Raw genomic sequence first — 13,262 nt, forward strand, 5'->3', positions numbered from 1 at the left:
CTATTAGGATATCTTAGATATTTATTGAATAGGTATAATCATTAGTATGTTGATATAAAGAAAGTAAATGCTTGGTAATAATGGAAAGGGGGTGCGTTTTGTGGAATTATTTGATAAAGTTAAAGGCATCATAGCTTCAACTATTGGAACAAGTGAAGAAGACATAAAACCAGAAACTAGATTTCAGGAGGATCTAGAACTGGATTCATTAGATATCATGGATCTATTAATGGTGTTGGAAGAGGAGTTTGATTTACAAATTCCCGATGAGCAACTGCAAACGATGAATACTGTAGGAGATATTGTAAATTTCATAGAAGAAAATTCTTAAGAACGAGACCCCGCCTGCAGGTAGTGCGGGGTCTTATTAAAATTTTAATAGAGGTGAAATTAGTGAAAAAAATAGAGTTTTTTCTAGAAAAATTTAATTTGTCATATAAAGAAATCTATGTAAAAGCTTTTACTCATTCTTCATATGCTTTTGAAAATGATTTAGGAATAAAAGCGCACAATCAAAGGCTAGAGTTTTTAGGTGATGCTGTTTTAGAGTTAATAATTAGTGAATATTTATATACCTTTACTAAGAATATTACCGAAGGTGAGATGACAAGATTAAGGGCACAGATAGTGTGTGAAAAATCATTAGCTGCTTCTGCCAGAAGGTTGGACTTTGGTGAAATGCTCTGGCTTGGAAAGGGTGAAGAAAAAACAGGTGGAAGGCAGAAAAACTCTATTTTAGCAGATACTTTTGAAGCCTTTGTAGGAGCTATGTATATGGATTTGGGGTTTGACAAAAGTTACGATATTGTTTTGGACATACTTAAACCGGAAATAAATCAATCTTTAATAGGTGAAGAAAGTGATTTTAAAACCCAGTTACAAGAGTATGTACAAAAAAATGGCGTAAACGATTTAACTTATAAAATTATCGAAGAAAAGGGACCAGACCATGATAAAAGATTTAGGTCTGCCGTTTTCCTAAATGGTAAAAAGCTTGGGGTTGGAGAGGGAAAGACCAAAAAACAGTCTGAACAAGAGGCAGCAAGGCACGGCCTTATGCACTTTTATGAGCAATAATAAAGGTTAGTTAAGCTGTTAATATGCATAAAGGGGGAGCTTAATGCTATTAAAAAAAATAGAGTTACAAGGATTTAAGTCTTTTGCAAATAAAACTCAGTTAGAAATAGATAGAGGAGTAACTGCAATAGTAGGCCCTAATGGAAGTGGTAAAAGCAATATAATAGATGCCATAAAATGGGTTTTAGGTGAGCAAAGTGTTAAAAGCCTTAGAGGTTCTAAAATGGAGGATGTTATTTTTTCTGGCTCTTCTGATAGTAGGCAAAAAAATTATGCGCAGGTAACCTTAACTTTAGATAATAAACAAAAGCTTTTAGATATAGAGTATTCAGAAGTTAATATATCAAGACGTTACTTTAGAGATGGTCAAAGTCAATACTTTATAAACAAAACTGAGTGTCGACTAAAGGATATTCATGAACTTTTTATGGATACAGGACTAGGAAAAGAGGCTTATTCAGTTATAGGTCAGGGGCAAGTAGATGAAATCTTAACTAGTAGACCAGAAGAAAGGCGAATAATCTTTGAAGAAGCTTCTGGAATTGTAAAATATAAAAGTAAAAAATTGCAATCAATTCAAAAACTTGAACAAACTCAACAAAATTTACAACGAGTTGAAGATATTATTATAGAGGTGGAAAGTGAGATACCTACTATTAAAGAGCAAGCGTTTAAAGCTGAAAAATATAAGTCTTTAAAAGAAAAATTAAAAAACACTGAAGTGGGAATAATCTTACACCGATTAGATGAGCTAGACATTTCTTATAAAGGGACAACAGGCAAAATAGAGAGTCTAAGTCAAAGGTTGCAGGAAAAGGAATCTGAGTTAGATGCTTTATTTGAACAGCTACAAAAAGATGAAAACTATCTAAAGAAATTGGAACAGTCTTCAAAGTCAGTTATTGAAGCTCAACTTGACAATAAAGGTAAGATGGATAATATAAAATATAAGCTAGAATATCTGCGAGAAAAGGTTGAGGACTTAAGGTCAAAAATAGAAGAAAAAAAATTCCAAAATGAGAAAATTAAAAGCGAGATTACCAACTTTAAAATCGCGAAAAATAAGTCCATTGAAGAAAAAAAAGAAAATGAAAAGTTATTACAGGATTACTCTATAAAAATTGAAGATTTTAAAGAAAAGACTTCATCATTAAATGTAAAGTTAGCGAATAAAAAACAAGATCTTGAACATAAAAAAGAAAGTTTAATAAAACTACTTAATGATTTGGCTACCGATAAAAATGATATAAAAAACATAGATAGTTATATAAATAGACTAGAAAGTGACTACACTAGGAAGAAAAACGAGCTAAAAGAGTATGAAAACAAGTTAAAAGACAGCCTATCTAGGTATGATCTGATAAATCAAAAGAAAGAATTAACATGGAAAAAATATAGAGAACTAGATGAACAATATAGCAATTTATATACGAAGTATAATGAAATTGAAAAGAAAAAAGAAAAGAAGCAAAATATAGTTACAGAAGCAGAAAAAAAGCTAAATGTATTACAAACACAGTTACAGGGAATAAAGCAATTAGAAAATAATTATTCAGGGTACAATATGGGCCCTAAGGAAATTTTAAAAAAATTTTCTACAAACAAAGATATTTATGGAGCAGTTGCTCAAATTTTTAATGTTGAGAAAGCATATAGTACTGCAATTGAAACTGTTTTGGGTGGGTCTTTACAAAACATAGTAGTTGCTAATGCAAAAACTGCAGAAGAATGTATTAAGTATTTAAAAAACAATCACGCCGGAAGAGCAACTTTTCTTCCTTTGGATATAGTAAAAGGCAAGAAAATAAATTATGACAAACAGCAGCCTGGGGTTATAGGAATTGCTTCAGAGCTAGTAAATTGTGCAAGTGAATTGGATGGAATAAAAGACTATTTACTAGGACGTATATTTGTTGTAGATAACTTAAACAATGGGCTACTATTGGCAAAATCCCAAGGTTATAGATACAGAATTGTAACGTTAGATGGTGAACTGATTAATGCAGGGGGTTCAATGTCTGGTGGGCGTTATAAAGGTAAAAGCACCGGTCTTTTAAAAAGAAATGCTCAAATAAAAGAAACTATGGATATGTTAGAAAAACAACAAGAGTTTTTTGTAGAAAAACAAAAAGAGTTAAAGGTTCAAATAGAGCATTTAAATGAGATAGAAATAAAGTTAGAACAGGTAGAAGAACAAAAGCAAACTAACAAGCTAGAAATAAACGAGCTTGAACAACAAATTATGCTGATTGAGCAAAAAATCACATCAGTTCGGGAAAATGTTGAACTTCTTCAAGAGGAGATAAATAGTTTAATAGCTGATAAAAACAAGTATCAATCTAGAGTACTTCAAAAAGAAGAAAGTATTCAAGCAATGGAAAGAAATGAGAAGCAACTTAATGAAGAAGTTAAAGAGTATCAAACTGAGATAGAAAACATTGAAGAGTCTTTAGGTGAAGCTCAATCTAAACAAGTTAGTCAAAAAATAACCATAGCTTCATTAAAAGAAAAACTTTCTGCCCTTAAGCGTGATTTGAAAGGAATAGACGAAAGGATTCTACAAAATGAAAATAATTTCGATGAGAATTTGGCAGACCTTAACAAAATGGAAGAACAAGAAAACAAAGGTAAAGCTGAAATAGAGAATTTAGTTAATGAATCCTTCAAATTGCAAGAAAGAAATGATGCGTTAGAGAAAGAGAAGTTAATTTATAGCGGGAAAATCCAGTCGATAAAACTTAAAATTCAGACAAAAAAACAACAACATCAAGATATTACAAGCACTTTAGAAAAAGATAAAGAATCGATAAATAATTTAAATTTAAAGAAATCTAGAGTTTTGATGGAGATTGAACAGCAAACAGAAAAATTACTAGGGGAATATTACTTAACTGTTAATGAAGCATTAAAGGATGGATATGAACCTTTCAATTCTAGAAGTGGTCAAAAGGAGGTAAAAAGGTTAAGGGAAGATATTAAGGGGATGGGAACGGTTAACTTAGGGGCTTTAGATGAGTACCAAAGACTAAGTCATAGATTAGACTTTTTACAAGAACAAAAAAGTGATTTAAATAAAAGTAGAATGGATCTACAAAAGATAATAACGGAAATGGATAAACAAATGGCTGAACAGTTCGAACTAACATTTAAAACGATTAATAAAAACTTCAATGAAGTATTTAAGAAATTATTTGGTGGTGGTCAAGGGTATTTAAAACTTTCTAACCCAAATCAAATGTTGGAAAGTGGAGTGGAGATTTTTGTTCAACCTCCTGGTAAAAAAATGCAGTCTATGTCGTTACTTTCAGGTGGCGAGAAAGCTCTTACGGCAATAACTTTGTTGTTTTCTATACTAATGACTCGACCTTCTCCTTTCTGTGTTCTTGATGAAATTGAAGCTTCTTTAGATGAAGCTAATGTTAATAGGTTTGCTTCATTTTTAAAGGAGCTATCACAAAAGTCTCAATTTTTAGTGGTAACCCATAGACAAGGAACTATGAGCTATGCTGATATGCTTTATGGAATTACTATGGAGGATTCAGGTGTGTCTAAACTAATATCTGTAAAATTTGATGATGAAAAGGTGGGATAATGATATGTCAATATTAAATAAATTTAAAAGTGGCTTAAATAAAACTCGCAAAAATTTATTAGGTGGAATAGAAAAAGTTTTTAGCGGCTTTTCTAGTGTTGATGATGAATTTTTTGAAGAGCTTGAAGAAGTTTTGTTAGAAGCTGATGTAGGTGTTAAAACAACTATGGATTTAATAGAAGAGTTGCGAGATTATTGTGAGGAAGAAAATGTAAAGGAAAGTGCAGAACTTCAAAAGTTTTTTGAAGATCGTTTAATAGAACAGTTTGGTGAAGGAAGTACTAAATTAAACAGTTCAGATGTAAAGCCAACAGTTATATTTGTCTGTGGTGTTAATGGAGTCGGCAAAACAACCTTTATAGGGAAACTAACTAATAAATTACAAAAAGAGGGCAATAAAGTGATGTTAGTTGCTGCTGACACATTTAGAGCAGCGGCGATAGAGCAACTTAAGGTATGGGGAGATAGAAATAATGTAGATGTAATTAGTCATCAAATGGGCAGCGATCCAGGGGCCGTTATATATGACGGACTTCAAGCAGCAAAAGCAAGGAAAGTAGATTATGTAATTTGCGATACTGCTGGAAGACTTCATTCAAAAACCAACTTGATGGAAGAATTAAAAAAAGTGAATAGAGTAATAAAAAGAGAAATACCTGACGGACCTCATGAAAGCCTTTTAGTGTTAGATGCAACCACCGGACAAAATGCTATAAATCAAGCTAAAGCCTTTGGAGAGGCTACAGAATTATCGGGTATAGTTCTCAACAAGATAGATGGCACTGCTAAGGGGGGAGTAGTTATAGCAATAAATAAGGAGTTAAAAGTACCAATAAAGTATGTAGGTCTTGGAGAAAAGATTGATGATTTACAAGAGTTTGATGGTAAGCAGTTTATAAAAGCACTCTTTGACAGGGGGTAATCTAATGGACTCCTTAGTTCTAAAAGCACAATCAGGGGATATTCAAGCCTTTGAACAGCTGGTTAATGAGTATCGGAATATAGCTTTAAAAATGGCTTATCAGTTAACGGGAAGTTTAGCTGAGGCTGAAGATTTAATTCAGGAAGCTTTTATAAGGGTATTTAAGTTTTTGAAAACCTATAAAGGCCAATGTTCTTTCACTTCTTGGCTGTATCAAATAATTTTAAATTTATATAAAGATCAAAATATAAGATATAATAAACTTAAGACTGTCCCTTTAGATCAAATAAGTGGTTTGTTAAAAGATATGAGTAATAATATAGGTAGTATAGATTTAAAGGATACACAATTAGTGGTAAAAGAACAGTTAGAAAAGCTGCCTACCCTTACAAGAAACGCGATGCTATTAAAAGAGTATTATGGATATTCCTACACAGAAATTTCTGACATTTTAAAGGTATCAGTTGACTCAGTTAGAACAAGATTGTATAGAGGTAGAAAGTTAATTAAAGAAAATCTCAGCTTATAAAACAACTCACTGTTGTGAGCTGTTTTATATTTTATATTTGACAAATCCAAATAACCGTGGTAAAGTTTCTATGTAAAGTAAAATTACTTAACAGAAGAGGGTGTGTTAATTGTTAGAAAAAATCACACATCTCAATGATTTGTTTGATTGTTATGAACCTTTATTAACAAATAAGCAAAGGGAATTATTTAAACTGTATTATCAGCATGATTACTCTCTAGGTGAGATAGCAGAACAAAGTGATGTAAGTCGCCAAGCTGTATATGATACATTAAAAAGGGTAACTTCTCTTCTATATGATTATGAGAGTAAATTAAAGCTACTAGCCAAAGAACAGCTGATCGAAAAGACTATTAATGACATGGAAGATATATTAACTACCGATGATGATATTAGACTAAGAGAAATATACAAAAACCTTATAAAAAGTTAGAGGTGAAATTATGCTTCAAGGTTTATCAGAAAAACTTCAAGGTGTCTTTGCAAATCTTAAAAAGAAAGGCAAGTTATCGGAAAAAGACGTTAAAGAGGCAATGAGAGAAGTTAGAGTTGCTCTTTTAGAAGCCGATGTCAATTTTCAAGTAGTAAAAAAGTTTATAAAAACTGTACGAGAAAAGAGTACTGGGCAAGAGATATTAAACAGCTTAACACCAGGTCAACAGGTAATAAAAATTGTCAGAGACGAACTACAAGAGTTAATGGGTGGCCAAAATGAGGGGCTAAATTTAAATACACACCCAGCTCCCATAATGCTTGTAGGATTGCAAGGTGCCGGTAAAACTACTATGTCTGTTAAATTGGCGAAAAAATTGAGCCAGGATAATAAGAAGGTTTTATTAGTTGCAGCTGACATTTATAGGCCGGCAGCTATTAAACAATTAGAGTCTATGGCAGAACAACAAGAGATAGACTTATTTCAATTAGGAACAAATAATTCTCCAGTTGATATATGTAAAGCAGCCATGGAACATGCAAAAAAGTATGGACATGATATTTTAATTTTTGACACTGCAGGTCGACTTCATGTGGATGATAAGTTAATGGATGAGTTAGATGATATACAACAAGCTACATCGCCGTGTGAAACTCTTTTGGTTGTGGATGCTATGACTGGACAGGATGCCGTAAATGTCGCTCAAAACTTTAATGACAAATTAGGTATTTCAGGAGTTGTATTGACTAAACTAGATGGTGATACTCGTGGTGGAGCTGCTATTTCAATAAAAGCAGTTACAGGAGCTCCAATCAAATATATTGGTACTGGTGAAAAAGTAGAAAATTTAGAGGTTTTTCATCCTGATAGAATGGCTTCACGAATTTTAGGTATGGGTGATGTACTTTCGTTGATAGAAAAAGCTGAACAATCTATAGATGCTGATAAAGCAAAAGAACTGCAGGAAAAGATGAAAAATCAACAATTTACATTTGATGATTTTATCGAGCAACTTCAGCAAATAAAAAAAATGGGATCACTAGATCAAATATTAGGCATGATACCAGGTTTGCCTTCCAAAAAGTTAAAAGGATTATCTGCAGATGAAGGTGATTTAGTTAAAATTGAAGCTATTATTAAGTCTATGACAAAAGAAGAACGAGTTAATCCTTCTATTATAAACGGAAGTAGGCGAAAGAGAATTGCTTTAGGTAGTGGGACGAAAGTCCAAGATGTAAACAGACTTTTAAAGCAGTTTGAACAGATGAAAAAGATGATGAAACAATTTGGTTCTATGGAAAAAAATCTTAGCAATAAGAAAGGTGGATTTCCTTTCTTTTAAAAGTATCTACTTTAAGTTATGTAAAGGAGGTGAAAGTATGGCAGTAAAAATGCGACTAAAAAGAATGGGTTCTAAAAAGAAACCTTTTTATAGAGTGGTAGTTGCTGACTCAAGAGCGCCTAGAGATGGTCGTTTTATCGAAGAGTTAGGTTACTACAACCCTAGAACTGAACCGGTTGAAGTGAAGATTGACGCTGATAAAGCAAAGGATTGGATAAACAAGGGAGCTCAGCCATCCGACACTGTTAAGACCTTACTTAAAAAAGCTGAGATAATTGGCTAGTTAATCGTTAGGAGGTCTTTTATTATGAGGGAACTTGTAGAGTTTGTTGCTAAGTCTTTAGTTACTAACGTTGAAGAAGTAGAAGTAAGTGAAAATACACGGGGAAATGACTCGGTTATTTCTCTTAAGGTAGCTAAAGAGGATATGGGCAAGGTTATAGGCAAGAAAGGTAAAATTGCTAAGGCCTTGCGTACTGTGGTTAATGCTGCAGCATCACGTAATGATAAAAAAGTTATTGTGGATATTGTCGATAAATAGGGTTAGATTAATTTCTGACCCTATTTTTAGATATGAAATAGTAAAAGTGGTGATATTTTGAATAAGGAAAGAATAAAAGTAGGTAAAATTGTGACCACCCATGGAATTAAAGGTGAGGTTAAAGTAGTTCCTCTAACAGATTTTGAGGAAAGGTTTAACAGGGGAGAAAAACTATATATAAATAATAAACTATATATTATTGAAAAAAGCAGATTCCATAAGCAGCAGTTTTGTATAAAATTTACTGGTTATGATGACATAAACAAGGTTTCCCATTTAGTAAATCAATTTTTGGAAATAAATAAGTCAGATATTAAAAATCTACCTAAAGATAGGTTTTACTTTTTTCAGCTTGAAGGATGTAATGTCTATACAAGCACCGGTGAATTTTTAGGCGTTTTAACTTCAGTGAAAAGAACTGGAAGTAATGATGTTTATATCGTAAAGGGAGAAAGAGAATTTTTAATTCCTGCTCTTAAAAAAGTGGTTACAAAAGTAGATGTTGATAATAAAAGGATTGTTATAACACCAATGGAGGGAATGTTAGATTGAAAATAGATGTAATTACAATCTTTCCGGAAATGTTTAAGTCTCCTTTTTCCCAAAGTATAATTAAGCGAGCTATAGAAGAAAACTATGTGGAACTAATAATTCACGACTTGAGGGATTACTCTTTAGATAAACATAACAAAGTGGATGATTACCCATACGGTGGTGGGGCTGGGATGGTTATGAAGCCAGAACCTTTTTTTCGCTGTATAGAAGATATTGGTTTTGATGATAACACGGAAATCATATTTATGACCCCAACTGGTCAACAGTTTAATCAGCAGGTTTGTCATGAGTTTACTCAAAAAAACCATATGATTCTTTTATGTGGACACTATGAAGGAGTAGATCAGCGTGTTATTGATAGGTTTGTAACTAAAGAACTATCAATAGGTGATTATGTCCTTACTGGTGGGGAGTTACCTGCAATGGTAGTCGTTGATGCTGTAGCTCGGGTTATTCCTGGTGTTCTTAGAAAGGAGGAGTCTTATTTAAAAGACTCTTTTCAAGATGGTTTATTAGAGCACCCACATTACACAAGGCCAATGGAGTATTGTGGCATGAAAGTTCCAGATGTTCTTTTATCTGGCAATCATGGCGAGATAAGAAAGTGGAGAGAAAATAAATCTGTAGAAATTACCCAAAAAAAGCGTCCTGACCTAGTTAGAACTAAAAAGGATTTGTAAAAGTAAAGATATTATGCTATAATTTAGTGGGATTACGGGCGGTCCTCTGTCTTAAGACAAGAACGGCTATGAAGGAAGGAGGCAATTAAATATGGAAATTATAAGAGAGTTAGAAAAAGAGCAGATGAAAAATGACATACCTAACTTTAAAGCTGGAGATACTGTCAGAGTTCACGTTAAGGTAGTTGAGGGTGACAGAGAGAGAATCCAGGTATTTGAAGGAGTTGTTATTAAAAGGCAAGGTGGCTCTGCAAGAGAAACTTTTACTGTACGTAGAGTTTCTTATGGAGTGGGGATGGAGAGAACATTCCCTGTGCATTCTCCAAGAATTGATAAAATTGAAGTTAAACGTCGCGGAAAAGTCAGAAGAGCTAAGCTGTACTACTTGCGCAACCTTACAGGAAAAGCAGCAAGAATTAAAGATGCCGTTAGACGATAAAAAAAGAGGGCTGTTAATCAGCCCCTTTTTTATATAAAATTTCTATAGGGGAGAGGCCATTGATGAAAAAATGGATAGAATTTATAGAAATAGTTATAATTGTACTTGTTTTAACTACAATACTTAATAGTTACTTTTTAGATTTTTATAAAGTGTATGGAGATTCTATGAATCCGTTATTTAATAATGGGGATGTAGTTTTGGCATATAAAAGAAGTGATCCTTCATCAGGAGATATAATAGCTTTTTATGATGGAAATGATATAATAAATATTAAAAAGGTTATAGCTGGGCCTAACGATTTAGTTTCCTCCGATGGTGAAAAACTATATGTTAATACTAAGAAAGCTGGGTATAATCAACAAGGAGAGTTTTCTTTTGAGTTAGCTGATGATGAGTTTTTTGTATTGGGCAAAAATAACTCTGTAAGTATAGATAGTAGGCATACTGGACCAATAAAAAAAGATAAAATAATAGGGAAAATAATTTTTAAAATGTGGCCATTACTTTAAATGTAAAGCTGAGGTGTGATTATATTGATTAAAGAGCTGAAAGAGTGGGGTAAATCTATTGGAATAGCTATTATTTTAGCATTGATAGTAAGAGCTTTTTTTATGGAAAGCTTTATAGTAGATGGTAGATCGATGGAACCTACTTTTTATAATCAAGAAAGAGTTTTAGTTAACAAGTTCATTTATAATTTTAGAGAACCTGGTTTCGGTGATATTATTGTATTTCCTTACCCTGTCGAAGAAGAGAGGATATTAATTAAACGAGTTGTAGGCACTGAGAATGATCAAGTAGAAATTAAAAATGGTACACTTATTATCAACGGTCAAAAAGTAGATGAAAACTATATTTTACAAGGATATTCTGGTCAAAATTTTGGGCCTGTTAAAGTGCCTGAAGGCTCAGTTTTTGTATTAGGGGATAATAGAAATAATAGCATTGATAGTAGAAATAATGAAGTGGGCTTCATTCCAGTAGATGAAGTAAGGGGAAAGACCTTTTTTAGATACTGGCCTATCTCAAATATAAATTACTTTACAATAAATACACTTGAGGGGTGATAACTAATGCATTATCAGTGGTACCCTGGCCATATGGTTAAAACAAAAGCTTTAATTAAAGAAAACTTAAAGCTATGTGATGTTGTAGTTGAGTTATTGGATGGCAGGATTCCCATAAGTAGTAGAAATCCTGATATAAACAACATCTTGGGTGATAAGCAAAAAGTCGTTGTTTTAACTAAATCTGACCTAGCAGATCCTATTAAAACAAAAGCTTGGGTGGAGCACCTCAAAGACAGTAATACAGAAGCAATTGCAATTAATCTAAATTCAGCAAATCAGTGGAAAAGGGTTGTTGAAAAAGTAAAGCAGAGCTCCACTTTAAAAAGTAAATATAAACGTTTAAATATAAAAGTAAATAAACCTACTAGAGTGATGGTGTTAGGAGTTCCAAATGTAGGAAAATCTACTTTTATTAATAAAGTTGCCAGTAGAACAGCTGCTAAGACTGGTGATAGGCCTGGGGTAACTAAACAGAAACAATGGATAAGAACTAAAGAAAAAATAGAACTTATGGACACACCAGGTGTTTTGTGGCCTAAGTTTGATGACCAAGAAATTGGTTTTCGTTTAGCAGTAACTGGAGCAATAAAAGATGAGATTGTTAATATAGAGGATATGGCAAACAGATTAGTTAGTTTTCTTATAAAAGAATATCCTTGTAATTTGCAAAAAAGATATGACATAAATCTGGACCGGATAGTAGGGCCTAATGAATTTATTCAGCAAGTTGCAGGAAATCGTAAGATTTTACAATCTCAAGGTAATCTAGATATTGAAAAGGCAAGTGAAATTATAGTTAGGGAATTTAGAAAAGGCTTACTTGGAAATGTCACTTTGGAAGATATCGATAAAATAACCACTTAGTTCAAAAGTGGTTATTTTATTGTCCGCCCAGTAGCTAATGCTACTTGACATGGAATAAATGTGGCACAAATATGAGATAAAAATTAGATGCATTGAGTGATGTGTGGTGAATATCGGGAAGTTAACAGAAGTAACAGTATTAAGGCAGGTATATAAAGGACTAGGACAGCGTACAGCATATTAGTTGGTCACCAAACGTTAACTTGCTCATTCGGCGGGAATGAGAGCTGGACATTTGTAACAAAATGTTTGGTGGGGGACTTGTAATGGCTATAGAATTAAATAAGTTTGGGAATAAAATAAAAAGACTATAAGGGTTTGTATATGGGTGTTGTTATGTTGAAGTGGATTTAAGAAGTAATAATAATGCAAATAAAGGCAAAGTATAAATTCATATAGTTTTAAGAAGGTTTTTTGTAAAAAAGGTCGAAATTTTATATTATGAAAGAGGTGACCTTTATTAATTTACAAAAAACATCAATAACCAAGATTAGAGAAATTATCAACGAGAGCACGATGGAAGAATTGCAGTTCTTGATACCTAGTTTAAAAAATGATAGTCGCAAAGGTGTACAGAAAATATTGACAACCTTAAACAGCAAGATTGCTAAATATAATAATTACTTAAGTTTGTGGGAGCTAGAAGAATCTAATAATTATAATGTTATTGGTTGTGATGAAGTTGGAAGGGGGCCGATTGCAGGTCCTGTTGTAGCAGCAGCTGTAACCTTTGATAAAAGACCTAGTTTGTTTGGTTTAAGGGATTCTAAGCGTTTAAATGAAAGGCAAAGAGAGGAATTTGCATTTAAAATTAAAAAACAAGCATTAAAATTTGAAGTGGAATTTGTAGACAATAGAATAATTGATGAAATGAATATATTAAATGCTACTAAACTTGCTATGTTTAATAGTGTTGAAAGTATAGCTAATGATGATAGTTTAATATTGTTAGATGGAAACTTTTCTATACAAACTCAAAATCCACAAAGGTCAATAGTTAAAGGAGACGATAGATGTGGCAGCATAGCAGCTGCTTCTGTTTTAGCAAAAGTATATAGAGATAACTATATGAGAGAAATGGATAAACTGTACCCTGAGTATGGCTTTATTCAAAATAAAGGTTATCCCACTAAAGAACACTTAACCGCTATAAAAGACCACGGTCTAACACCAATTCATAGAGTGACTTTTAAAGGAGTAAAGTGAGGTGTGTTA

The 13,262-nt window shown here is 32.7% G+C and carries 16 protein-coding genes; all 16 read left to right on the top strand.

The features are described 5' to 3' along the window. The first annotated feature begins 67 nt into the window (after positions 1 to 67). The 16 genes from acpP to PRVXT_RS06895 all read left to right on the top strand — a co-directional run bounded on the left by acpP (position 68) and on the right by PRVXT_RS06895 (position 13,253). Positions 68 to 331: an acyl carrier protein gene (gene acpP / locus PRVXT_RS06820; protein WP_434064310.1), complete on the top strand. Its 264-nt coding sequence runs from the start codon at positions 68 to 70 to the stop codon at positions 329 to 331. A 62-nt stretch (positions 332 to 393) separates the two neighbouring features. Then, positions 394 to 1,077 (top strand): ribonuclease III, encoded by a 684-nt coding sequence (gene rnc / locus PRVXT_RS06825; RefSeq protein WP_350344912.1) that lies wholly within the window; start codon positions 394 to 396, stop codon positions 1,075 to 1,077. Positions 1,078 to 1,120: 43 nt separating this feature from the next. Beyond that, on the top strand, positions 1,121 to 4,669 hold the full coding sequence (gene smc / locus PRVXT_RS06830) for a chromosome segregation protein SMC (protein ID WP_350344913.1): 3,549 nt from the start codon (positions 1,121 to 1,123) through the stop codon (positions 4,667 to 4,669). A 4-nt stretch (positions 4,670 to 4,673) separates the two neighbouring features. Continuing rightward, positions 4,674 to 5,591 (top strand): signal recognition particle-docking protein FtsY, encoded by a 918-nt coding sequence (gene ftsY / locus PRVXT_RS06835; RefSeq protein WP_350344914.1) that lies wholly within the window; start codon positions 4,674 to 4,676, stop codon positions 5,589 to 5,591. A gap of 4 nt (positions 5,592 to 5,595) precedes the next feature. Then, on the top strand, positions 5,596 to 6,120 hold the full coding sequence (locus PRVXT_RS06840; protein WP_350344915.1) for an RNA polymerase sigma factor: 525 nt from the start codon (positions 5,596 to 5,598) through the stop codon (positions 6,118 to 6,120). Positions 6,121 to 6,229: 109 nt separating this feature from the next. Beyond that, on the top strand, positions 6,230 to 6,553 hold the full coding sequence (ylxM, locus tag PRVXT_RS06845; protein ID WP_350344916.1) for a YlxM family DNA-binding protein: 324 nt from the start codon (positions 6,230 to 6,232) through the stop codon (positions 6,551 to 6,553). Positions 6,554 to 6,560: 7 nt separating this feature from the next. After that, positions 6,561 to 7,895 (top strand): signal recognition particle protein, encoded by a 1,335-nt coding sequence (gene ffh, locus PRVXT_RS06850; RefSeq protein ID WP_350345124.1) that lies wholly within the window; start codon positions 6,561 to 6,563, stop codon positions 7,893 to 7,895. A gap of 37 nt (positions 7,896 to 7,932) precedes the next feature. After that, positions 7,933 to 8,178: a 30S ribosomal protein S16 gene (rpsP, locus tag PRVXT_RS06855; protein ID WP_350344917.1), complete on the top strand. Its 246-nt coding sequence runs from the start codon at positions 7,933 to 7,935 to the stop codon at positions 8,176 to 8,178. 24 nt (positions 8,179 to 8,202) lie between these two features. Then, positions 8,203 to 8,436, top strand: coding sequence for a KH domain-containing protein (locus tag PRVXT_RS06860; protein WP_350344918.1), 234 nt, complete (start codon positions 8,203 to 8,205; stop codon positions 8,434 to 8,436). A gap of 57 nt (positions 8,437 to 8,493) precedes the next feature. Continuing rightward, positions 8,494 to 8,988 (top strand): ribosome maturation factor RimM, encoded by a 495-nt coding sequence (gene rimM, locus PRVXT_RS06865; RefSeq protein WP_350344919.1) that lies wholly within the window; start codon positions 8,494 to 8,496, stop codon positions 8,986 to 8,988. Beyond that, positions 8,985 to 9,671, top strand: a complete 687-nt coding sequence (gene trmD / locus PRVXT_RS06870; protein WP_350344920.1) for a tRNA (guanosine(37)-N1)-methyltransferase TrmD — start codon at positions 8,985 to 8,987, stop codon at positions 9,669 to 9,671. The genes rimM and trmD overlap by 4 nt, the downstream gene beginning before the upstream one ends. 91 nt (positions 9,672 to 9,762) lie before the next feature. Further along, positions 9,763 to 10,110: a 50S ribosomal protein L19 gene (rplS, locus tag PRVXT_RS06875; RefSeq protein WP_350344921.1), complete on the top strand. Its 348-nt coding sequence runs from the start codon at positions 9,763 to 9,765 to the stop codon at positions 10,108 to 10,110. A gap of 62 nt (positions 10,111 to 10,172) precedes the next feature. Next, positions 10,173 to 10,622 carry a signal peptidase I gene (lepB, locus tag PRVXT_RS06880; protein WP_350344922.1) on the top strand — a complete coding sequence of 150 codons (450 nt, stop codon included), beginning with the start codon at positions 10,173 to 10,175 and terminating at the stop codon, positions 10,620 to 10,622. A 24-nt stretch (positions 10,623 to 10,646) separates the two neighbouring features. Further along, positions 10,647 to 11,180, top strand: coding sequence for a signal peptidase I (lepB, locus tag PRVXT_RS06885; RefSeq protein WP_350344923.1), 534 nt, complete (start codon positions 10,647 to 10,649; stop codon positions 11,178 to 11,180). Between the two features lie 6 nt (positions 11,181 to 11,186). After that, the gene (gene ylqF, locus PRVXT_RS06890; RefSeq protein ID WP_350344924.1) at positions 11,187 to 12,047 is read left to right on the top strand and encodes a ribosome biogenesis GTPase YlqF; all 861 of its coding nucleotides are present in this window, start codon (positions 11,187 to 11,189) and stop codon (positions 12,045 to 12,047) included. A gap of 441 nt (positions 12,048 to 12,488) precedes the next feature. Beyond that, positions 12,489 to 13,253, top strand: coding sequence for a ribonuclease HII (locus PRVXT_RS06895; protein ID WP_350344925.1), 765 nt, complete (start codon positions 12,489 to 12,491; stop codon positions 13,251 to 13,253). Positions 13,254 to 13,262 lie beyond the last annotated feature (9 nt).

Origin of the sequence: Proteinivorax tanatarense, assembly GCF_040267685.1 — a bacterium.
GTDB classification, from domain to species: Bacteria; Bacillota; Proteinivoracia; order Proteinivoracales; family Proteinivoracaceae; genus Proteinivorax; species Proteinivorax tanatarense.